Source organism: Paenibacillus sp. FSL W7-1332 (assembly GCF_037969785.1).
Taxonomy (GTDB): domain Bacteria; phylum Bacillota; class Bacilli; order Paenibacillales; family Paenibacillaceae; genus Paenibacillus_AQ.
Map to the genome: position 1 here is coordinate 6,551,969 of NZ_CP150209.1, position 21,754 is coordinate 6,573,722.

General features: G+C 47.5%; 19 protein-coding genes. 6 read left to right on the top strand and 13 right to left on the bottom strand.

What is annotated here, in order from left to right:
• Window position 1: 1 nt before the first annotated feature.
• The 4 genes from MKX98_RS29860 to MKX98_RS29875 all read right to left on the bottom strand — a co-directional run bounded on the left by MKX98_RS29860 (window position 2) and on the right by MKX98_RS29875 (window position 3,805).
• A complete protein-coding gene (locus MKX98_RS29860) occupies window positions 2–745 on the bottom strand; it encodes an SDR family NAD(P)-dependent oxidoreductase (RefSeq protein ID WP_127593874.1) in 744 nt (247 codons plus the stop codon).
• 187 nt (window positions 746–932) lie between these two features.
• On the bottom strand, window positions 933–1,544 hold the full coding sequence (locus MKX98_RS29865; RefSeq protein ID WP_339220036.1) for a flavin reductase family protein: 612 nt from the start codon (window positions 1,542–1,544) through the stop codon (window positions 933–935).
• Complete coding sequence (locus tag MKX98_RS29870; RefSeq protein ID WP_339220038.1) at window positions 1,541–2,494, bottom strand: ring-cleaving dioxygenase; 954 nt, start codon at window positions 2,492–2,494, stop codon at window positions 1,541–1,543. The genes MKX98_RS29865 and MKX98_RS29870 overlap by 4 nt, the downstream gene beginning before the upstream one ends.
• A 231-nt stretch (window positions 2,495–2,725) precedes the next feature.
• Window positions 2,726–3,805, bottom strand: a complete 1,080-nt coding sequence (locus tag MKX98_RS29875; RefSeq protein WP_339224607.1) for an AI-2E family transporter — start codon at window positions 3,803–3,805, stop codon at window positions 2,726–2,728.
• Window positions 3,806–4,030: 225 nt separating this feature from the next.
• Here MKX98_RS29875 and cls point away from each other — a divergent pair, with 225 nt between their 5' ends.
• The gene (gene cls / locus MKX98_RS29880) at window positions 4,031–5,479 is read left to right on the top strand and encodes a cardiolipin synthase (RefSeq protein ID WP_194544670.1); all 1,449 of its coding nucleotides are present in this window, start codon (window positions 4,031–4,033) and stop codon (window positions 5,477–5,479) included.
• A 123-nt stretch (window positions 5,480–5,602) separates the two neighbouring features.
• Entirely contained in the window at window positions 5,603–6,007 is a 405-nt protein-coding gene (locus MKX98_RS29885; RefSeq protein WP_194544671.1) for a VOC family protein, read from the top strand.
• Window positions 6,008–6,055: 48 nt separating this feature from the next.
• Here MKX98_RS29885 and MKX98_RS29890 read toward each other — a convergent pair whose 3' ends face one another.
• From MKX98_RS29890 to MKX98_RS29910, 5 genes are all read right to left on the bottom strand, one after another.
• Window positions 6,056–6,694: an NAD(P)H-dependent oxidoreductase gene (locus tag MKX98_RS29890; protein ID WP_194544672.1), complete on the bottom strand. Its 639-nt coding sequence runs from the start codon at window positions 6,692–6,694 to the stop codon at window positions 6,056–6,058.
• 164 nt (window positions 6,695–6,858) lie between these two features.
• Complete coding sequence (locus MKX98_RS29895) at window positions 6,859–7,287, bottom strand: MarR family transcriptional regulator (protein WP_194544956.1); 429 nt, start codon at window positions 7,285–7,287, stop codon at window positions 6,859–6,861.
• A 189-nt stretch (window positions 7,288–7,476) separates the two neighbouring features.
• Window positions 7,477–7,887 (bottom strand): VOC family protein, encoded by a 411-nt coding sequence (locus tag MKX98_RS29900; protein WP_071220907.1) that lies wholly within the window; start codon window positions 7,885–7,887, stop codon window positions 7,477–7,479.
• Between the two features lie 197 nt (window positions 7,888–8,084).
• The gene (locus MKX98_RS29905) at window positions 8,085–12,053 is read right to left on the bottom strand and encodes a glycosyl hydrolase family 18 protein (RefSeq protein WP_339224610.1); all 3,969 of its coding nucleotides are present in this window, start codon (window positions 12,051–12,053) and stop codon (window positions 8,085–8,087) included.
• A 506-nt stretch (window positions 12,054–12,559) separates the two neighbouring features.
• The gene (locus tag MKX98_RS29910; protein ID WP_339220041.1) at window positions 12,560–12,928 is read right to left on the bottom strand and encodes a nuclear transport factor 2 family protein; all 369 of its coding nucleotides are present in this window, start codon (window positions 12,926–12,928) and stop codon (window positions 12,560–12,562) included.
• A gap of 303 nt (window positions 12,929–13,231) precedes the next feature.
• Between MKX98_RS29910 and MKX98_RS29915 the strand changes: the two genes are divergently transcribed.
• Together MKX98_RS29915 and MKX98_RS29920 are read left to right on the top strand one after the other, a co-directional pair.
• Entirely contained in the window at window positions 13,232–14,008 is a 777-nt protein-coding gene (locus MKX98_RS29915) for a MerR family transcriptional regulator (protein ID WP_339220043.1), read from the top strand.
• Window positions 14,009–14,080: 72 nt separating this feature from the next.
• Window positions 14,081–14,893 carry a VOC family protein gene (locus MKX98_RS29920; RefSeq protein ID WP_339220045.1) on the top strand — a complete coding sequence of 271 codons (813 nt, stop codon included), beginning with the start codon at window positions 14,081–14,083 and terminating at the stop codon, window positions 14,891–14,893.
• Between the two features lie 176 nt (window positions 14,894–15,069).
• Here the strand turns inward: MKX98_RS29920 and MKX98_RS29925 are convergent, their stop codons facing one another.
• Entirely contained in the window at window positions 15,070–15,429 is a 360-nt protein-coding gene (locus tag MKX98_RS29925; RefSeq protein WP_194544957.1) for a MerR family transcriptional regulator, read from the bottom strand.
• Between the two features lie 117 nt (window positions 15,430–15,546).
• Here MKX98_RS29925 and MKX98_RS29930 point away from each other — a divergent pair, with 117 nt between their 5' ends.
• On the top strand, window positions 15,547–16,185 hold the full coding sequence (locus MKX98_RS29930; RefSeq protein ID WP_194544676.1) for a nitroreductase family protein: 639 nt from the start codon (window positions 15,547–15,549) through the stop codon (window positions 16,183–16,185).
• A 102-nt stretch (window positions 16,186–16,287) separates the two neighbouring features.
• Here MKX98_RS29930 and MKX98_RS29935 read toward each other — a convergent pair whose 3' ends face one another.
• Window positions 16,288–16,911, bottom strand: a complete 624-nt coding sequence (locus MKX98_RS29935) for a nitroreductase family protein (RefSeq protein ID WP_339220047.1) — start codon at window positions 16,909–16,911, stop codon at window positions 16,288–16,290.
• Between the two features lie 128 nt (window positions 16,912–17,039).
• Here MKX98_RS29935 and MKX98_RS29940 point away from each other — a divergent pair, with 128 nt between their 5' ends.
• On the top strand, window positions 17,040–17,390 hold the full coding sequence (locus MKX98_RS29940; protein WP_071220915.1) for a winged helix-turn-helix transcriptional regulator: 351 nt from the start codon (window positions 17,040–17,042) through the stop codon (window positions 17,388–17,390).
• Between the two features lie 68 nt (window positions 17,391–17,458).
• On the opposite strand, the gene MKX98_RS29945 is transcribed toward MKX98_RS29940, so the two are convergent.
• Window positions 17,459–20,434 carry a hypothetical protein gene (locus tag MKX98_RS29945; protein ID WP_339220049.1) on the bottom strand — a complete coding sequence of 992 codons (2,976 nt, stop codon included), beginning with the start codon at window positions 20,432–20,434 and terminating at the stop codon, window positions 17,459–17,461.
• On the bottom strand, window positions 20,434–21,693 hold the full coding sequence (locus tag MKX98_RS29950) for a hypothetical protein (RefSeq protein WP_100541387.1): 1,260 nt from the start codon (window positions 21,691–21,693) through the stop codon (window positions 20,434–20,436). The genes MKX98_RS29945 and MKX98_RS29950 overlap by 1 nt, the downstream gene beginning before the upstream one ends.
• Window positions 21,694–21,754 lie beyond the last annotated feature (61 nt).

Below are 21,754 nucleotides of genomic sequence, written 5' to 3' on the forward strand. Positions count from 1 at the left end.
TTTACACGGCTGTATATCCGCCATCCACCAGCAAGCTCGTGCCTGTAATGAAGGACGCATCTTCACTGGCGAGGAACAACACGGCTTTGGCTACTTCTTCCGGCTGTCCCAAGCGGCCCATCGGATGAAGGCCGACCAGGTGCTGGGTGATCGCTTCCGTTCTTCCCTGAATAAGAGGAGTATCGATATATCCCGGACATACGGCATTAACCCGGATCCCTTTAGGAGCATAATCTGCGCTCATCGACTGGGTTAACAGCTTAACGCCTCCCTTAGCGGAAGCATAGGCGGTAACGCCCGCTTTTCCGACATGGCTATGGATTGAGCCGCAGTTTACGATCGCCCCTCCGGTTCCTTGGGATAACATTTGCTGGATTACATATTTATCGCACAGGAACACTCCTGTCAGATTAATATCAATCGTTCTTTGCCAGTTGTCCATCGACAACTGATCGGCAGGAGCATCATGAGCAATGCCTGCATTGGCGAACAATACATCGACACGGCCAAAATGCTCAACCGTCTGCTTCACCATATTTGCAACTTCCTGTTCTTGGGTTACATCCGTTTTAACGAACAGCGTTTCAAAGCCTGCCCCTCTTAATTCATCGGAAACTGCTTGTCCCCGGTCCGAATAATCCGCGATAACAACCTTGGCTCCCTCTTCCACAAAAAGCCTTACCGCTGCTTCGCCGATCCCGCTGGCGCCTCCCGTTACAATGACAACCTTGGATTCAAACTTCATTTGTCGACCACTCCTATTTTGTGAATTCATCATATCAGCCCCACATTCATGTAGAGTTTGCATACTTCAGGCATGATATTCCACAAGCCCCTTTTCTTTCTTAAACCTACGTAGTATCGAATGACGGCATATGAATTCATAACTTGATATTCGCTGCGTCCTAACCTTTTTATCCGCCCGTCCGTTGTTATACCGGCCACTCGATCGTAAACATCTCTCCCAGTGCAGAATAGATGTTTCCCGCCATACGGCTGACAGGCTTCAACTTGGCAGCGTCAATCCGGCCTTGCTCGTATAGCTCCTCCGAAACATGAAAGCGGACTACGCGGGCAATCAGCAGATCGGCAGCAGGCAGCTGATCCGCGCCATTCAACGTGACCACCTGCTCCAGCACGCATTCCATGCGAATCTTGGATTCCAGAACGCCGGGAACCTTAACAACCTCGCTTACGACGGGGGTTAGTTTGGTTCGGTCAAGCTCACTCTCGTCCGGAGGCAGGTTCGCCGCCGTTTCATTCACGGCCTCAACGTTGTCTTCGTCCACGATGTGGATGACAAGCTCGCCGCTTTGCATGGCATTTCTCGCTGTATCCTTCGCCGTGCCGTTCTTCCGTTGAACGGAAACGGACAGCATGGGCGGATTGCTCGTCAGAATGGAGAAATAACTGAACGGCGCGGCATTCAGCACACCTTCCTCCGATAATGTCGTAACAAAAGCGATCGGCCGCGGAACAACGCTCCCGATCAGCAGCTTGTAGATGTCCCGTTCGCTTTGAGTATTCGGGTCTATGGATATCACTTGAGTTGCCCCTCTCCTGTATTTTTGACTTCTATAGGCTCCAGACCTTCCTCAATACGGGATCGCTCCGGTTCAAACCAGGCAGGAAGTTTCAATTGCTCCCCCAGCGAGTCCAGATCTTCATCCACCGTAAAACCGGGCGGATCGGTTGCGATCTCAAACAAGATTCCCCCTCGTTCCCTGAAATATAACGATCTGAAAAAGTTGCGATTCTTAATCTCTGTTGGCAAAAAGCCAAGTTGTTTCACCCATTCAAGCCAATTGCCGTGCTCCTCATCATCTTGAGCACGCCATGCAATATGATGGGTCGTTCCAGCGCCTCCGGCTCCCAAAGGGATATCCCGCATCGGCAAATCAATCACGTTGCCGAAGGGCCCGGCTGACTGAAACCGTGCATAATTAACGTCCTCTCCCATGAAGGTCAGTCCCATGACCTGCTCCAGCGCCTTCTTCGTTTCCTCCCATTTGCTGCTGAACAGGACCGCGCCGCCAAACCCTTTGATCGCCGTATCCGGAGTAATACCGTCCACAGACCAGCCGTTATTCGGCCCTTCCTCCCTCTCAACCAGCTCAAGAGAAAGTCCATCGCGATCGGAGAACTGAAGATAATGCTCGTTAAACCGAAATGCTTTCATGACAGAAACGCCAAAGCTCCGCAGCCGCTGTTCCCAATAAGGCAGGGCACCTTCAGGGACAACAAATGTTGTATACCCAACCTGCCCTCCTCCACGTATCCCTCTTCGTGAAGCAGAAGACGGAAAGAAGGTGATAATGGTCCCCGGATGCCCCTCCTCATCCCCGAAATACAAATGGTAAACCTCAGGCGTATCGAAATTGACCGTCTTCTTGACCATTCTGAGCCCAAGCACACCCGTATAAAAATCAACATTTTTCTGCGGATCCTGCGCATAAGCGGTAATATGATGAATGCCTGCCGTTTGTAATGCCATATCCATCAACTCCTCATCGTTTCGTGTCCATACCGAGGTTTCCCTACATGATTTTCGGTTCGTATGATATACATAATCTTTAATTTTAATATCTTTAATTAAAGATTATATTTTTTTCATACCATTGTCAAGCGGCCCTTCACATCCAGGACAGACAAAAAGCCGCCAAGAACGATTCCACGCTCTTAGGCGGCTCCAGTATGCAGCTTCGGCCACATGTCTATCCCGCGTTTATGCTTTTTGCCATTTTTCCTTAAAGAACAGCTGATACACTCTGGTTACGATAATCTTAATGATCATGTAAATCGGTACCACCAGCAGAATCCCTATAATTCCGCCCAGATCCTGTCCCACCAGAACCAGGATAATGATCGTAATAGGGTGAATTGCCAGTTGTTTGCCGAAGATATACGGACCGATCAAGTTATCCTGAATCTGCTGGGCTGCCAGAATGACAACAAGCGACCAGATCGCCGTCCCCGGGGATTGGATGAACCCGATGATCACAATCGGGATCGAGGAAAGAATAGCTCCAATAAACGGTATGAAATTCGCAATGACAGCGACAACCGTCAGCAGCAGCGCATAAGGCAAACCAATAATCAGGAACCCGATATACATCAAGACGCCCAGTGCCAGATTGATGAGGACCCGGCCCACGATAAACCCTTTGAGCGCGTTATTGATTTCATCCAGCACCGACGCGCCCACTTCCTTGAAGCGGTCAGGCAAAAAGCTGACAATCATCTCCCCGAACTTTCCGCCTTCCTTCAGCATGTAGTACAGCATGATCGGGAACGTAAATAAAACGATGGCAAAACTCGAAACAAACGAAAACAGGTTCATAATATAATTCGTGAGGAACGTGAAGCCTTGGTTCAAATAATCGGTTAGCTGTGTAAGCGGATTGGAGTTCTCCGGGAATATATCCTTGAAGAAGCCGTTATTCTCCCATTCCTGCAGCTGCTCGCCAAGCTTTGCAAACAAAGCGGGGGCATTCTGTACAAGAGCCACGATCTGATCCCGCAGGGATGGCCATACTCCAATAATAAAACCTGTAAGGATACCTGCAAACACGACATATAAGAGCAGAATGGCCAGCGAGCGATTTAGCTTGCGCTTTTCGAGATAATCAACCAGCGGCCTGAGCAGGTAATAGAAGAATCCGGACAGCATCAGCGGCACGAGGATGATCGAGAAGAACGAAAGTACCGGTCTGAATATAAAATCCACCAGCGACCCCAAATAAATAATAATGAGAACCAGGATCACGGCAAGACATAATTTGAAAAACTTGTTCATTTTCAGCAAAAAGCATGCCCCTTCTCCTATTTTTTTCACCATCGTATCATGACCATGTATCCATATACAAATCGCTCCCATCTGCACTGTTCAGAGTGTCGCATCCTAAGGTGCTATCGCTTTTATAACCATTCCGTTCACTTCATCCTGGAGATATATACTTCTCCTAACGCCTCACGTATAATATGTAGGATTGCAAGGGTAAGGCTATAGTGTAGGAGGATATTATAAAACATGCATGTTACATCCATCATTCTTGGTCTGATCATCGTACTGAATATCGTGTTCTCCATGTTCGTCGTGTTCAGGGAACGGCGGGATGCCGGCTCCACCTGGGCATGGCTGCTGGTGCTGTCCTTTATCCCGATTCTGGGCTTTGCGCTGTACCTGTTGTTCGCCCAAAATTTAAGAAGAATCCGTCTCTTTCATTGGGATGATCTGCAGAAAACCGGAATCGAGAAGGTATTGCTGTCTCAAATGGAAGGAATGAATAAGGGAGAATACCCGTTCAGCAATCAAGCGGCTGCGGATAGCAGCGATTTGATCCATATGCATATCAACGAGAATCAAGCGATCCTTACGGACGACAACCACGTTGAAATTTTCACGGATGGACGCAAGAAATTTGAACGGTTGTTTCAGGATATTGAGGAAGCCAAAGTCTACATACATATTCAATACTACATCATCCGTCGCGACGAGCTGGGCAAGAAGCTGATATCCCTGTTGACCAAAAAAGCAAAAGAAGGCGTGAAAGTCCGGGTTCTGTACGACGAGCTGGGCTCGCGTCAATTAACCAAGGGCTTCTTCAAAGCATTTCGCGAAGCCGGCGGAGAAGCCGAGGCCTTCTTCCCGTCCAAGCTGCGCTTCATTAATTTGCGTTTGAATTACCGGAATCACCGGAAGCTGGCTATCATTGATGGCGATATCGGGTATGTCGGCGGTTTTAATGTAGGGGATGAGTACCTGGGTCTCAACTCCAGGTTCGGGTATTGGCGGGACACCCATCTGCGCATTCAAGGTGAAGCGGTCTATGCGATGCAGGTTCGCTTCATTCTCGATTGGAATCAGGCTTCGCACCATCACGATATTTATTATGAATCGAATCTGTTCCCCAAGATCGATTCGCCTGGCAATGTCGGGATTCAGATTGTGACCAGCGGTCCGGATTCCAGGTATGAGCACATCAAGAATGGTTATATCAAGATGATTTCGTCCGCCAAGAAATCCATTCATATTCAGACGCCGTATTTTATCCCTGATGCCAGCCTTCTGGATGCGCTCCGCATTGCTGCGCTGTCCGGCGTCAAGGTTCACCTGATGATTCCCGATAAACCGGATCATCCCTTTGTCTACTGGGCGACCTTATCCTATATCGGGGAAATGCTGAGAACCGGGGCTAACGTGTATCTCTACAATAATGGCTTCATTCATGCCAAGACGATTATCATTGACGAGAAGATTTCTTCCGTCGGCACGGCGAATATCGATGTTCGAAGCTTCAAGCTGAATTTTGAAGTGAATGCGTTCCTGTACGATGAGCATTTATCACAACAGTTGACTCACATCTTCCACCAGGATCTGCAGGTATCCAGCCAGCTTACAATGAAGCAGTATCTGGAGCGATCAAAGTGGATCAAGTTCAAGGAATCCATCTCGCGCTTGCTGTCCCCTATTCTGTAAAAACAAACCTTTAGCGCTGCCTCAACATTTAGCAATCCAGAAGAAATACGGGAGACTCGGACCGTTTATACTAAAGCCAAGGAAAACAAATCCATCATTTTAAAACTGGGAAGGATGTTGAACGTGGCTAAACTGACACCGTATATTTTCTCTGAGGATGCAAAAGCGCAGGCTGAGTTTTATACCCAAGCACTAGGCGGGGAGATCCTGTCCGTACAAACGCATGGTGAGATTCCCGGAACCAAGGAAGAGCTTAAAGACAAGGTCATGCATCTTAGTCTGGTAGCCGGAGGCATTCCAATCTTTATGTCGGACTCCATATTCCAAACCCTGGAGCGCGGGAACGGGATTCACCTGAGCCTGTCGTTTGAGAGCGATGCTGAAGCGCATGAAGCTTTTGACCGCTTGGCCCAAGGCGGTAAGGTGCTTGATCCGCTGAAGACTCAATTCTGGGGAGCGCTGTTCGGGTTGCTGGAAGACAAGTTCGGCGTATTGTGGCAGGTAACGACCGAAGTCCAAGGCAATTAATGTTAGAAGGCCCTTCAAGTTTCACTTGGAGGGCCTTTTTTGCGTTATTTATTCGGAACTCCAACGATCCACGACTTCCGCAGCGGCCAATCGGCTTGTGTACAGAATATTTTTAACATCCAGCGTGGCGCGGCCTTGTGCACGAATGATCTCATAATCCGTAATACCGAGGAATTCGAACATGGATTTCAAATACTTGTGCGAATATTCAATCTCACGGTACCCATCATTCTCTGTATATATGCCGTCGCTGCCCTGTATGACCACAACGCTTCTTCCGTCGGTAAGGAGTCCTTCGGACCCGCTTTCCGTATATCTGAACGTTTCCTTCGGGATGATGATATTGTCCATATAATCTTTCAACTTGGAAGGGATGTTAAAATTGTGAAGCGGCATGGCGATTACATACTTGGATGCCCCCTTGAACTGCTGCAGGATCTCAGCCATCCGCCCCATCATTTTCCCTTCATCCTCGGATAACGGCTCCCCGCTCTCAAGCTTTTCCCACCCGTTCAGCAGATTCGTGTCAATGGCGGGAATGAATTCCCGATATAGGTCGATCTGTTCGATAAGGCTGGCCGGATTCTGCGCTGCATACTTGCTTACGAAAAACTCAAGCACCTGCAAGCTCAAGGACTTCTCGCTTCTTACCCTCGGATGTGCATTAATTACGAGTAGGCGTTCCATATAGGCAACACTCCTTTTATTTTGTGGTCAACCAAAATCACCAGCTAGCTTGCAGTCTGACTCACCTCCCGATTAGAATGAACGCTTAACACGCATCATCTCAAGTGATCTTCCTATATCAATTTGTTTGTACATACAATTATAATTCCGCGAAGATAAAGACCTCAGTCCTTATTCTCCAATTGATCACTCACCTCGTATAGATGCAATGATAATTCATCACCTTCGGCATGACCTAAAATAGCGCCATAACGACTGCGCAAATTCATCCAGCACTCGTGAATCACTTTCTCCAAAGCCTTTCCTTTATCGGTTGTATAGATCAATGACATCCTTCCTTCTACCCGATTATAAACCAGCCCTTTAACGGCCAGTTTCTCAACCAGACGGGTTACGGTAGAAGGCTGAAGGTGAAGAATTTCGCCTAATTCCTTCTGCGAGATCCCTTCCTTCTCATATACAGCCATAAGCAAATAAGCATATGTGGGTGACAATCCGCTTGCTGCAAACTCGTCTTCGGCCATCTTGGTAATGACCCGGCTAAGACGATTGGCTGTGAAGTAAAGGCATTCCTTAATATACGTATTTAGCATAACGGTTACCTCTTTCGCTGAGTTCATCCTGTTGAATCACCTTTTATTGTTTGCACATACAAATATAACGGATTTCCAAATAAAAGTAAAGAGGCAGATTTCCCCCATAACCTCGGAGACCTCTGCCGCTTCATTTTACGGGATGTATGCTGCTTCATGTTGAAGATACACCTGCTTGCTGCAATGCTTCTATTCGACCTGGCTCTGATCCATATACATGACTTCCCACAGGTGGCCGTCCGGATCCTGGAAGCTCCATCCGTACATAAAGCCATGATCCACCGGATCATTGGAAGGCGACCCTCCTGCGGAAAGTGCGGCATTAACGATTTCGTCCACCTGCTCCCGGCTTTCGGCGGATAGTGCCAGAATTACTTCCGTTGTGTTCGCGGCATTCGACAGATCTTTCTTGGTGAACGTCTTGAAATAATCCTCGGTGAGCAGCATGGCAAAGATGTTATCGCCGATGACCAGGCAAGCCGCGTTTTTGTCCGTAAATTGCGCGTTAAATTCAAAACCGATTTTCGAGAAAAAGTCCTTCGTTTTCTCCAAGTCCTTCACGGGTAGGTTTACAAAAATATTATCGCTTTTCAATGCCATTTCGAATCACCTCGTCGATTTGATAGATTCATCATAGCATGAGCAGCAGAGCGGCATTTCTCTTCAATTGCTATATTCAATAAACACAGCAGCGATTCAGCCAGGCTATAGCTTAATACTCCTTTCGAAAAAAAGGATGCCTCCAGGCAGCGTTAAAACTCGCCTGCGAGACATCCCATTTGTATTACGAATCCATGTTAGTTAGATAAACCCACTGCCCGCAGCAATCTCATGACGGTTACCACCGTCTGAGCTCTGGTTACATGGGATTGCGGATCCAGCTTGGAGCCGGATACGCCTTGCATAATCTTCTGCTCCACAACGAAGACGACGGACGACTTCGCATAGGATGAAACCTTGGAGTGGTCTTTAAATTTGTTTAACAATCCTTGGTTCGCTTCGTTCTTCTTGCCGGCATAATTCAGCACATTACTTAGCATAACGGCCAATTCCTCACGCGTAATCAAGCTGTTCGGATCAAAGATATCGCCTGAGCGTCCCTTCACTAACCCTGCCGCTTTCGCAGCTGCAATCTCTCTGGCATATCCGGATTTCGGATCTACATCCTTGAAGTTGGAGTAACTGTCGTCAGGCAGAATACCCAGCGCTTTCACCACAATGGATATAATTTCGGCACGGGTAATGGGTTGATTACCGCCAAAAGATCCGTTACTTTCACCAGATACGATCAGCTTGGCAGCAGCCTGCGCAACGTCTTCTCGTGCCCATGAAGGGATCGCGTCACTAAACCGGATATCTTGCTGAAGCAGGGCATAAACACCGCTGCCGGTTTTCTTGATTTCAACCGTTACCGTACGATCGGCGTTAACTTTAAATAAAGTCGGAACGGATCGAAGCTCATGGGTACCTGGTATATAAACCACTCCGGCGGCACGTTTTATATTTATCTTTTTCGCATCTACAGTAACAAATTGGCTGACATGGGTTTTGCCGAAATGCTTCAGTTCGGTCGTTGTCTTATCCGCGTTGATTTGCTCAAGCTTGAACAACAGCGGGTCGGCTAGTACTTCTCTTCCCTTCATCAGTTTCTCAACGCCCGTTGCATCGGCAGCCTCAGGAGAAATAATCGAGACTTTCACAGGACCTGGAACCGTAATCAGCGAAGCCGGAATCCGGTATTCTGTCCCGTTCACGATAATGGAGAGACTGGCCTTGGCTCCTTTTTTCGCAACGGCAGCGATAACTTCTTGTGGAATCTCAACCTCAGCCTGCTTCGCACCTGCACCCGCATGGATCTGAAAGTTGGAGGAATCCGAAAGGTTAATGCTGTTAACAGCTGCAGCTGTAGGTAGGGTCACCATAGCCTTATCGCCATGAAGCGTGACTTTTGCCTCTAGCTGATCTTTGGCTTTAGGAGGTTGTGGCGTCGAAGGCGTTGGTGAACCAGATCCTCCAGCGCCTCCTGATCCGCCGGAACCGTCAGATCCACCGGAACCGCTGCTTGAAGTTGTTACGCTAAGCAGATTCGAAGCGCTGGAGACGCGGTTAATCTCATTCCCCATTCGATCTACCGCAAGCACATGAATCTTGTAGTTTGTCAGAGAGCTAAGGCCATTCATGGTGTAACTATTTTCTGTAACCGAGCCTGACAAAGCATTATTCACATATACTTCGTATCCCGTTGCACCTGCCACAGCATCCCATTTCACCTGAATGGAGCTTGCGCCGACACTTACCTTTGAGAGATTCGCCGGAGCCGGAAGTGCTGAAGCATTGATTTTGCCGTCGATCGGCAAGTCGGTAATGAGTTGAGTCGTCAGCGTCTTATTGCGGTCGCCACTGATATCCCAGCTCATGACGCCGGCAATATCCAGCGACTTCACGATAGAAGCGGTGTACTTCATGGTGTTCTTATCGTTGTAGGTGATGAACACTTTATTTTGATCGTTGTACAGGTAAGGTACCTTGGCGGATTCGTTCCAATATCTTTTATAGCCGTTCTTGTCGATGTAGTTATTCTCGAGGTCGCTGAAGTCGAAAACTCCCGCTTCCCAAGTTTTTAATGAGGAGCCACCCTTACAAGTTTGATATTGACCCGTTGGCGGACACTCATCCCATCCCTTACCGTAGTAGGGAACACCGGCGATCAACTTGTGCTTCGGCACCCCACCGTTCAGATGTCCTAACAAACCGCCAAGCACATGATTTCTTGGAGCGGATGATGCTGCTTTTGGATGCTCTCTGTCATAGAACAGCGGTGCATTATGATGACCCAGCGTCTCCCAGCTTCCGCTGAAATCGTAAGTCATGATATTGATGAAATCAAGATATTGCACGGAATTTGCAAGATCTGCATTTTTAACAAAATTGTCTCCCTGCCCTGAAGCAATCGTCAGGAGATAATACTTCCCGTCCTCGGAACCAGCTGCATCCAATGCCTCGCGAACGGTTTTCATTAACAATGTGAAGTTTTCCGTATCTTCCGGCCCTCTGGAGTTATCATCTTCCCCGCCTTCAACCGGGTATTCCCAGTCAATGTCCAAACCATCGAATTGGTATTCACGAAGGAAACCAACTGCAGAGTTCGCAAAGGCTCGGCGAGTTTCTTCTGTCTTCGCCATATTAGAGAAGTTGTTGGACCAAGACCAGCCGCCTACCGAAATCATGAGCTTCAAGTGGGGGTTAGATGCCTTGATGCCATCAAAGGCTTGGAAGTTCTTGAAATCATTCTCTGGGTCTCCAATAATCATCTCACCATCATAAACATATCTATTTTGTAAAGGAACATTCGGGTCTTCGCATGCTCTTACAGTACTTCCAAACTTTTTCCAACACAGATCAGCAAACGCGTAATTAATATGGGTTATCTGAGAAACATCGATATCAGTAGGATAGAAATTTCTTTCGGATGGTAGTGCTGACCATGATGTGTAGTAAGTGATATTGTTATAATTGCTTCCGGGTACAACCGTAACTTCTTCACTTATAGGTGATGTCCACAGCCTGTTGAAGGCTTCAATCTGGTATGAATAAGACTTGCCTTCTTGCAGTCCAGCAGCCAAATACCGACTCTCATTGCTCGTTTGTATCTTCGTGCCATCTTGATAAATATGATAGCCTGTAGCCCCTGGAACTGGCGCCCACCCCAATGCTGCCGTAGATCTCGTGGATGAAACAACCTGCAGCCCCTCAGGTTTAGCAAGCTCTCCCCATTTCAGTTTGACGGCATTACTCTTCGCAGAGGTTTCCGAAGGCTTGACGGCAGTAACCTCAAAAGTATAATTGCGATTTGCTGTTGGATCGAGGGAGTATGTGACCGACGTCACCGTGTCCAATGTCTCGACTTTGTTATCGTCTATATACAATTCATATCCAGTGGCACCCGAGCTTTCTCCCCAATGGAGAGTTACAGCTTCCTCTGAAATATCCGTAACTTTCAAATAACTTGGCGGCGCTATCGGCGCTTGTTCATATACGGTTTGATCCGCAGTGGTCGTGAATTCAAGAATATTACTTTTCATGTCTTTGGACGGCCTATGATCATACCAAGTAATATATATGCGATAGGTTGTTTCAGGACTTAGCCCTGTAACGGCATGGGTGGTTAAATTTCCCCATGTGATATAAGCACCCGTGTCTGCATTCCAGACATCGATATCATTCTTGTCCCCCTTAAGGAAATCCCACTCAAAGGTTGCCTGGTTATGCGTAACCTCAACTAATCGGAGATTCTGAGGAGCAGACGTCTTCGGAGGTTTAACATCACCATCCAGCGTAGTGAATTCGACTACATTACTCTTATGCCTTTGGTCTGGTCCTTGAGAAGGCCTCTCATACCAGGTAATGTAAAGTTTATAAGTTGTATTGGGTTTTAAGTTATCAAGAGTTCGGCTTCCGCCATTCCCCCATGTATACCATGCATCGTCAACGGCATTCCACACATCAATTTCAAACGTGTGTTGAGGATTATTCTTGTCATAATCCCATTGAATCATTGCTCCAGTGGCTGTGATTGTGTCTTGAACTACGCGCAGATTCTGCGGCGCCAGCGGATCTTGAGCTCCATAGGTCGAGCTTGTTACCGTTGCCGGGTCGATTTCGGAGCTAATGGTAGGAATCTCTGAGGAAGGAGTACCCTCTGCCGCATAGGATGCAGGCGCATTAAGCAGTGGCGTAAAAATGAGAATAAGGGCCAAGAAACACATCACCCATTTCGGGTGCTTTTTCGTTAGAAAGGCTGTCACCGTTTTCACCTCTGTTGATTAAATTTCGATTGCAAATGATACAGCATTTCGATGGATGTCTGTCCCTCGGTGTCATCGGGTGGTTCTTTGATGACTTGCCTAATTTCGCAGATCGCTCAAATCAAACTTCTATTGAAAGCGGTTACTAATTTTTCCAGCTCAACTATGTAGAGTTCAGTCCCCCCCTTTCTACTCATGATGGAATCACGGTCCGAGCGCTCTACTACAGCCTCCTTTCATGAATTCATTCGAGTTCAATAAATATTCATATATTTGTATCATGGAACCTACACTATCGATTGAGAAGGGATACATTTCCATAACCATGGGATAAATTCTTTTAATTTTATATTCTGTTAATAAATTCAACCTGGATTGGATCTGTCAGGGCCTGCAATCTTTACAAATGGAAAAAGAGCCCTCCAAGGACTCTTTTTCTTTTATTTATGCAATGATATCCAACCGATTCATCGAATCGAACTTAAATGCTCGTGCTTTAATTTCCATATACTATCGGCATTACGAACGAACACATTCGTTGCTCTCCCGCTTCCGGACGTAAATGTCCCCTGATGATAACCCTCGAAGTGGTAGGTATAGACGCATACCGCCGTATGAGTATCACTCGCGATCCACTCTACATCCTCCGCCCGGTACACCTCATCCTGAATAACATGCCAAGCATGTTCGAAATAGGCCCGAATCTCATCCAACGTATGACAGCTCCGGTCCGAAAACCAATAGACCGCTTCTCCGTCGAGCAGCCGGGCTACATTGTCAAAATCATGCGTATTCGTGGCCGCTATGTATGCCTCAAGTGCCTTTTGATATGACATTGTTCCACACCTCCCATCTCTCAACTATTGCATGCCCAACAATCCAGTTCCATTGTTATCACAATTCCACTCATTCACATCCAGAATACCTTATTGTAAAGCCTGCATTCCATAAAAATTCTCCATTCTATGGTGTGACTCTACTTCTCACTTTATTTCAATTCTCATGTTGTATCTTCCTTACAAAACTACATTAACACCGATTTCGCCTTTGTTTATGATATTATATGGAGCAGCAGAATCTGGTACATTCAATATGCAGTGCTCTTTTGAAACTTATTTAAAAATAGTAGGTGAACGCCAATGATGAGTATCGCGCAATTCGCTGCACGCACGGGCATGGTTCCCAGTGCGCTTCGCTTCTATGAGTCCAAAGGCATTCTAGTTCCGGCTGAACGGCACGATAACGGTTACCGGTTCTATGGATACCATCAAATTCAGACCGCCAAACTGGTAAACAGTCTCCGTCAATCGGGAATCAGTCTAGGGGATATTCGCTGTTTCCTGGAGGCCGAGGAAAGTACGCGTTTCCAGCTTCTTGAACGCTGGCGGCGGGAGGCTGAAGCACGTCTACTTTCGGTTCAGATTGCGAGTCAATATCTAAATGGAATGGAATCGGATCATGGCAGTCTGCATCTCATCAATTGGGAAGAACCCTTAACCGTGATATGGCAGCCGTTTTTGGTAGACAAGCCAGTGAGCTCCTACTCTCGAGAAATGAAACAAGCGGCTGCCAAACTCCGTGACCTCAACATTCGCACCCAAGGCTCCAGCTTGATCAAGGTGATAGATTCCCTCCCGCACGCGGTCCAGATTGAAGTCGGATATCAAGTCATAACGGAGTCCTCCCGGAAGCCAACACCTCTCCCGACTTCTTCGGAAGCCTATCTGGAGACCATCCCTCCTACCTTGTTCATATCGGTGGATAGTTCATGGGAGGATACCTTCATCTGCATGCGAACGATCCGCTTTCTCCAGAAGTTCGGTTTCGAACCTGCGGGCAAGCGGCTGGAACGGCATTTTCCCGATTCTCCTCTATTCGAAATCATGATTCCTGTAATGCAAACTCGCTTCACTTGACCTTCAAGTTACTTGAAGGTTTATACTAGGATTGTTCCGTTTCCAAAACTTTCTTGTAGGAGGATCAAACGAATGGTTGGATTAAGGCTGGATGATTTTGATGGAGGTTTTATCGTGGCCCCCTGGGATCGATTCAAGGAACTCATCGATTGGTATAGCACACATTTGGATCTGAAAGTGACATACGAAGAGGATTACCCGGTCGAAAAGATGGCTACCCTTACTTTCCCGGCACTGGGATGCATACATATCAAGTCGGTGGAACATGATCACCCGCATTTTGCAGTAGACTGGGGCAAGAACGGGAATGTTCGCTTCTGCTTCACCACAACGAATCTTGAAGCTGCACACGCCTATTTTCGCGAACAGAATATTCAAGTAACCGATGTGACCCAAGGCGCCTTTGACCGTTCCTTCGATTTCTTCGATCCGGTAGGCAACCGCTTAACGGCAATCGAACCGGAACCAGGTACGGAGGCATTGGTTGCTAAAGCACCGGACGCACGCTTTCCCTTCCAAGCGATCCCCCGCTTTGGCGTAGACCGACTGGATGAAGCCATCGCTTGGTATGAGACTAATCTGGGCGGCAGGGTCGAACGGATCAGCGAGGACGGAACCTCAGCAACCGTTATCATCACTAACGAAGGTGCACCGGTCTATCTGGAAACCGTTCGGATGGACCGAACGAAGAGCGCGCTCACTGTAGCTGCAAGGCCTTATTGGGTAATCCGGAAGAAGGCCGACTTTTTCGAGACCCATAAACGTTTGCAGGAACAAGGATGGAAGGTAACCGATTTTGCCGGAAATCCCAAGTTTCTTGTCATGTTCCATACCTATGATCCATACGGCAACCAGATCAATGTCTGGTGTTACGAGGACTGTTAGTCATAAAATTTGACATATCCACGGGAATCCTCATTAATGACCATGACAGTTGAATGATCCAACAAGTTCTGACCGATCTTCATAATCGGATCCATTCATGAAAGGGCTGCGAGCATTCCAGCAGTTGATCGCAGCCCTTATATTGCAGTCGGGATTAATAGATCATTAGATTGTCCTTAACACTTGGTTTGAAAACTTGCCTTTCCTTCCAAAACGGCATTCAAGAACTTCTTCGATTTTTTCAATCGCTTCTGGATCTCTTCAATTTCTTTGATTTTTTGTTCAATCATTGCCGTCTTAGCCTCGTATGATAAGTTAAGTTCTTGATCTACCAACAAACTTAATTCTTCTATAGAAAAGTCTACGGATAAAAGTGCCTTCACATCATCTAGAAACTCCACAATCTCTTCAGAATAAACACGGTAATTATTTGCATCTCTTTTAACATAGCTGTCCGGAATCAGATTCTTACGTTCATAGAATCTTAATGTTGATATGGGCAGACCCGTTAATTTTGAAACATCGTTTATTTTCATAATAGGACCTCTTTTATTTCTTGCTATGAACCTAGGTTCATAGTTCATAATACGAAATATGATAACGAATGACATCTACAAAGTCAAAAAATCTATGTTATCAAAAGGAGAGGTTCTATGTTTAACCATATTCAAAACAACGATTTCGCCAATATCGTTATGGGCCGACGTTCTGTCCGTAATTATGATGAGAGCATTAAAATATCGAAAGAAGAGATAAGCGATATGATTTCGGAAGCCAGTTTGGCTCCTTCCTCTGCAAATATGCAGCCTTGGCGTGTAATTGTGGTCGATACTCCAGAAGGAAAAGAAAAGCTACGACCTCTTGTGAGGTTCAATACGTTACAGAATGATACTTCATCAGCCATGTTATTAATTTTTGGCGATACCCAAAGCTATTTATATACTGAAGAAATTTACAATACAGCTGTGGAACAAGGAAAAATGCCAGCTGAAGTACGTGATCGTCAACTCGAAACCATTCTATCCTACTTTCCGACTCTATCCAAAGAAATGAAAGTTGAAATTGCAAAAGTCGATAGCAGCCTCTTTGCCATGCAGTTCATGTTAGTAGCTCGTGCACATGGGTATGATACGAATCCAATGGCAGGCTTTGAAGCTGATCAGTTAGCAAAAGCATTCGATTTAGATGAAGAACGCTATGCTCCAGTCATGATCATCTCATTAGGAAAAGCCAAAGAAAACGGGCATGAGTCCGTTCGATTAAGCTCTGACAAGATTACATTTTGGAGGTAACCATTATCCGTAATCGCTTCACCATCAATCAATAAGAAAAAGGCAGCCGATCATTGTGATCGGCTGCTTTGGCTTCACATAACTAATGTTTCATTCCATGAATTATATTTTATTTGTATAAATAACTTTGTCCACATCGTGTCTAACGGTTTTATGACCTTGTTTAATTCCTTTCCCAATGGCTATAAGCATCACATCTTCATACCTGTCGGAAATCCGTAAGGCCGACTTTAATTGTTCGGAATCATACCCGGACATGGTAATCGTATGAAGACCCGCCTCGTTCGCCAGTAAGACTAACGACATGGACGCCAGGCTTGCGTCTCTTACTAATTCGAGCTTTAAATCTTCTTTTGATTTATTTAAATAATATTGGATAGCCGCGTTGGCTAAATAGTCTCTTAATGATGCGTCAAAATAACCCCTTTGGAATCCATCTTCATGGATATCTATAATGTTTTCTTTTTCAAATGCTTGATAATCGCCCAGTACAACGATTAGTACGGATGCTTCTACTACCTGTTGCTGATGAAAGGCAATGGGGAGTAACAAGCTTTTTAACTTCGGGTCGTCTATAACCAGGTACCGTGTCGCTTGAATATTGTTTCCGTTGGGCGATTGGCTGGCTCCTTCAATCAAAGCAGCCAACGTTTCCGATTCCACTGTATAATGGGGATCATAATGTCTGACAGAACGTCTTTGTTCCAATATCTCTCTCACACTCATTGTGCTCACTCACTCCAAATGTTTTATTTGCTTCACATTCCGATTATAATGGACCGTACAGTGGCAGAAAATAACGCACAATAAAGTGGGTTAGCCACCTTTATGTGCCTATTTAGGAGGAATCCATCATGAACGGTCTCAATACGGGAATCAATATTTTTATGAATACGGTAGGAGGAAAGTGGAAATGTTTAATCCTCTTTTTTCTGAGTCAAAAACCAAGGAGAACCAAGGATTTCTATCTGCTCATGCCAACCATAACGCAGAAAGTTTTAACCGAGCAATTAAAGCAGCTGGAACGAGATGAGCTTGTCCGAAGAGAAGTATTTAAAGAAGTGCCGCCTAAGGTAGAATACAGTTTAACTGAGCTGGGCCAATCCTTCGTGCCTGTATTAAATACAATGTGTGAATGGGGCAACACCTACGCAACCGTACAAAACCTCGAAACAGAAGAACAAATCTGCTGCCAGCATAAGTAGGCGGTCGTGCATATAAAGAGGCGTCGAAAAAAACGAGCAGACGAATGATCGTCTGCTCGTTTTCTATATTAAACTCCTTCATCCGTCTCATTCTCCGGCGTCTGCTCGGGCTCTTCCGAAAGCGCGCTTTCGTCGGACAGCTCATACGAGACGCCATCCACAACAACCTTTTCGACTAGGGACACGTCAAGCGGCTTATCCAGCTTCACGGTAACCTGACTTGAGTAAGTCTGGTTTTCCTGAGCGTCACCAACGCTTTCCGATGACTGCACAGCTTCACCTTCAGCAGGATCAGACGAGTCTTCCCCTTCTGCTGTCCCAGTATTCGGGTCCGTTTGATTTTCCGTTGATTCAATCTCTGTTCCTGATGGATCGGCTTTTGCTTCGCCTGTAGTTTCATCCGCGCATACCCGCGTTAATTCAGGGCTGGCAGCTTCAAACAACATGCTTGCATCCTTGCCTACAATCTGTAGCTCGTCCACATTGAAATCTCGGCAAGCTGCCGGCTGTTTAAAATGGAAACTCAGCTCGGTCTTGCCCTCCTGCTCGCCTTCCTCCACCACCGTCGCCGTCAATAACGGCTTTTCAGGGACGGTATCGGAAGAAGTCGGAGGTGCGGTAACCGGAGGGGTAGTGAGCGGATTCGGATCGGCACTGCCATCCGCAGGTCCCTTGCCGTTTTGGATCATCATGAAGACAGCGCCAGTAATAACGATCACCGCAAGCAAAGACGAGGTGATTTTTACGAACCGCGAATGCTGTCGAATCCATCGCACCAACGGCGAAGCTAATTCAGCCCTAACCTTCGTATACACCGGTTTAAGGATTGGAGCGGGAGAATTGAAATACGTTTTCGCATATTCCTTATTCTTGAAGGCTTCACGGTCATAGGTTTTGAAATAATCGACGATGGCGGTGGCATAAGCCGGAACAAGTCCCCGCGGTCTAACGAATACAGGTTGCTCGGCAGACCACATAATATACTGGTATACCACTTCTGCACTGTTGCCGTATCTGTGCAAATAATCAAGCAGGCCCCGATAGTCTACGGCACTGGAACGAATCTCCGTGCAAAAGGCTAGGGTAATGCTATCGAATCGGGATGGCACCACATGGTTCTGCAGCCATTTCCGCATGATTTGCTGGGTTCGTTCCCGCTCCTCGGCTGACAGATCCTCCAGCACCTCCACTCTTGCTTCTTCTCGGCTGGACCATTGGTGAAGGGCCAGCATGACCGCGGCTTTGGACCGAATCCGGGAATCAAACCGCTCTACCCAGCCCTTGAACTCCTTCGGCATTTGCAGAAAGCCGATATCCAGCAGCTGTTTCTGGCTTAATTGCTCGGGCTCCACCTCACGCAAGAGGAAAAGGTTTGCCGCATATATCAACCGGTCTGCAAATGATGTTCCGCCTTGGTAACGACCGATTCCCTTCTGAGGATGGTGCTCCAGCGAATCCAATTGGTCCAGTACGGCGTTGACCGCTCTCACTGGATCCGAATCCTGCTTAAGCTTATCGACAAGCTGGGCTTCGGCTAACCTGATGTAATTCTCCTGTTCCAGCAGGAGTGGGTGGTTCCGAACCCACAAGCCGATCAGGTCTACCAAGTCTGTAGGCGACGCCGCTTGCTGCATGCGTTTTTTCATGTACGGATCAAACATCAACGCCGGCAGTCCCGGACTGGTCAGCACCCTGGCGTAGAAGGCTCGGCTTAAGGCCGGGCTGCCCTCCAGCAGGTCGTAAATCGCCTCGGTCACATCCTGACGCCGCTTCGATAAGGCGTTATTTAATGAGCGGATAAAATATTCCACAATCAGATCATGATGCTGCCGGGGATTGATGCCGTGATAATCCCTAACAAAACCGGCAATGGCTGCATCCGGAACATGTCCGCCTTTGACAAGCTCGAATTCCTGGGCAAACAGGGTGTGGAACAGCTGATCCAGCCGTCCCTTAGAAGCAAGGGCACCTGCCGGCTTCAAATAAAGCAGAATTGCACGCAGAACGGCATGTTGATGTTCATGGTACAAGCCCTCTTGGCCTTCTTCAATCTGGAACAGCACACATAAATCATCGTAGCTGTCCAGCAAGATCCCCAGACCCGGCTCCATATCGGCAAGCATCTGCTCGGCGAAGGCAAAAAAGCGCTCGGAGCGATCCGGGTTCAAAAGCGTTTCCCATGCAAAATCAAGATAAGGCTGCTCGGACCATTTCAGATCGGCATTGATGACCCTGCCGGCAGCGAGCTCAAACAAATAATCCTTCTCGATGCTGCGGTCGCTTAGACGCAGGCTGCCCTTCTCCACGAACATAAGGTGAAGCCCCTTCTTGCTCTGCGGCTCCTTGGCATAGGTTACGAATCCAAGCACCTGGCGCAGCGCATAGGGCAATCGGCCAAACAACACAAAGAGCAGCTGCTCCGCCTTCGCGGACAACTGTTCCACCGGCACATCCAGAACGATATATACCTTTTTCTTCCCGGCAGCCGCGGATATGCATGCATAGAGCAGCTGCTTGAATACCTTCTCGTCGATCCCAAGCTCCTGCAATAAGGCTGGCGCCCTCTTATAGGAAATGGCGGCTTGAGATTCGGCCTGAACCGGAATGGCAGAAAGCTGCGGCAGATCAACGCCTTCTTCAATATCGTAGTGATCGGCAAAGGAAGCCTGCAGCCAGGACTGGTAAGCCGAATGCTCATCTTCAAGGAAACCGTCGGGAATGACATAGTGATGCGTAAAAAAGGCACTGCGAAGTCCCGTAAAATCCGCAGGCTGAAACACGCTTCGCCCCAGCACCGTTTCTCCTGTTTCCGTATGGAACAGATGAAGGGCGGCCGGATAAGCCGCCGCTTCCCTCTCGCTTCGTGCCGTCAGCTCGGCAGGAGCCTCGTATTGGCAAAAGGGATGCAGCACCTTTTTGATAAAGGAGGCCTCCAAGCCGGACGAACGGGCCACCGTATCAAAGCCTTCGGCTGAACGGAATATGCCCCGCCGCTCCCGCGTGTACATTTGCTGCTGTATGGTTCGGGATGGGAAATCCGGCACTAGTCTTCCCTCCCCTGAATATACTTCAGCTTGTACAGAAGCCAGATGAACGGTTCATCCACCCGAATCGGGCTAACGACGCTTTGCAGCTTCTGGTCGACAGGGTTGCTGCCGAGAGCCGACACGGCAAAGTATGCAGTATTCGAAAAGTATACATCCATCGTTCCCTTGAACGGACGGTCAACCTTCTCGATAAAACGGCGGATCTCGCCGTCAATATTTTCAAACTCGGTCAAATTCAAAAACTTGCGGTGTACCACATTGTTAAAAATGTTGCTGTTCAGCTTCACATATTCGCCATCCTCATCTTTAAGGGCATGAAGCATATCGCTCTTGGTTAAGACAACCGCTGTCGGAATATCCGTCTTGCCCTTGTCCTCATAAGCGATGAAATCGCCGAACATCGTCAGTACGACGTCACGCGGCTCATCATACTGGGATACCCATTCACCGGGCTGGTCACCGAATTTCAGACGGATTTTCTCTCGAATGGAGCGGATTTGGAGCGGATCCACCATAAACAGAATACCTGCGGAATTCTTGATATGCTGTCCATGGAGACCCAAATAATCCTCGTCCACCATGCCCTCGCCCGCCACGTCAAAAAACACGAGCGTTAACGGCGGCTTGGACTCGTCCTTGAACACGAATTGGAAAATGAAAGGCTCCTGCATCTTCTCCTTCTGCGTAGACGCCAGCAAATCTCCCCGCTCAAATAACGGCTCCTCATAGCCGGTACGGAACTTGCGGCTGATCTCGGCATTCAGCGGCATGCAGGCCGCATCGAAATGATCCGCCGTCGTATGCTGCAGCGTATGAATGAGCGAAGTCATATAGACCGACTTGCCCACTTGCGAAGCACCGATAATCGAGATAATGTTGCTTGGAACCTTCCCGGCGGTTACCGGAAGCTCATTGTGGCATTTCGGGCACAACCGTCTGCGCGTGACGACGCCGTAACGGTCATTCAATCCAACCAGTACGTGATCCGAATAAATGTGCTGCTCCTCCGGTATGTCGCTCGGACGGATAATCGCTTCGATATCATACACCGAATCCAGCCCAAAGCGTTCACGGTACCGATTCAGCTCATCATCTTCCCCAAGCGCATAGTCCTCGTCATCCTCTCGGTCGTGGGCAGCCCGGAAGACAACCTCTTTCGGAGCAAACTTACTGAAACAGTAAGGGCACACAATGTCATAGAACAGCGGCCTTGGCTCCGGCTCCGGTTTTTTCTTGAATATATCAAAAATGCCCATCTTTCGTACCTCCCTCTGAACCCTATGAATTACACACTGACGCGTTCAACGTGGTTGCTGT

Excerpts from the sequence above, each read along its gene's own strand:
- MKX98_RS29860 (WP_127593874.1), bottom strand. The coding sequence starts at position 745 with ATGAAGTTTGAATCCAAGGTTGTCATTGTAACGGGAGGCGCCAGCGGG.
- MKX98_RS29870 (WP_339220038.1), bottom strand. The coding sequence starts at position 2,494 with ATGGCATTACAAACGGCAGGCATTCATCATATTACCGCTTATGCGCAG.
- cls (WP_194544670.1), top strand. The coding sequence starts at position 4,031 with ATGCATGTTACATCCATCATTCTTGGTCTGATCATCGTACTGAATATC.
- MKX98_RS29890 (WP_194544672.1), bottom strand. The coding sequence starts at position 6,694 with ATGGAACGCCTACTCGTAATTAATGCACATCCGAGGGTAAGAAGCGAG.
- MKX98_RS29895 (WP_194544956.1), bottom strand. The coding sequence starts at position 7,287 with ATGCTAAATACGTATATTAAGGAATGCCTTTACTTCACAGCCAATCGT.
- MKX98_RS29900 (WP_071220907.1), bottom strand. The coding sequence starts at position 7,887 with ATGGCATTGAAAAGCGATAATATTTTTGTAAACCTACCCGTGAAGGAC.
- MKX98_RS29905 (WP_339224610.1), bottom strand. The coding sequence starts at position 12,053 with ATGTGTTTCTTGGCCCTTATTCTCATTTTTACGCCACTGCTTAATGCG.
- MKX98_RS29910 (WP_339220041.1), bottom strand. The coding sequence starts at position 12,928 with ATGTCATATCAAAAGGCACTTGAGGCATACATAGCGGCCACGAATACG.
- MKX98_RS29915 (WP_339220043.1), top strand. The coding sequence starts at position 13,232 with ATGATGAGTATCGCGCAATTCGCTGCACGCACGGGCATGGTTCCCAGT.
- MKX98_RS29920 (WP_339220045.1), top strand. The coding sequence starts at position 14,081 with ATGGTTGGATTAAGGCTGGATGATTTTGATGGAGGTTTTATCGTGGCC.
- MKX98_RS29925 (WP_194544957.1), bottom strand. The coding sequence starts at position 15,429 with ATGAAAATAAACGATGTTTCAAAATTAACGGGTCTGCCCATATCAACA.
- MKX98_RS29930 (WP_194544676.1), top strand. The coding sequence starts at position 15,547 with ATGTTTAACCATATTCAAAACAACGATTTCGCCAATATCGTTATGGGC.
- MKX98_RS29935 (WP_339220047.1), bottom strand. The coding sequence starts at position 16,911 with ATGAGTGTGAGAGAGATATTGGAACAAAGACGTTCTGTCAGACATTAT.
- MKX98_RS29940 (WP_071220915.1), top strand. The coding sequence starts at position 17,040 with ATGAACGGTCTCAATACGGGAATCAATATTTTTATGAATACGGTAGGA.
- MKX98_RS29950 (WP_100541387.1), bottom strand. The coding sequence starts at position 21,693 with ATGGGCATTTTTGATATATTCAAGAAAAAACCGGAGCCGGAGCCAAGG.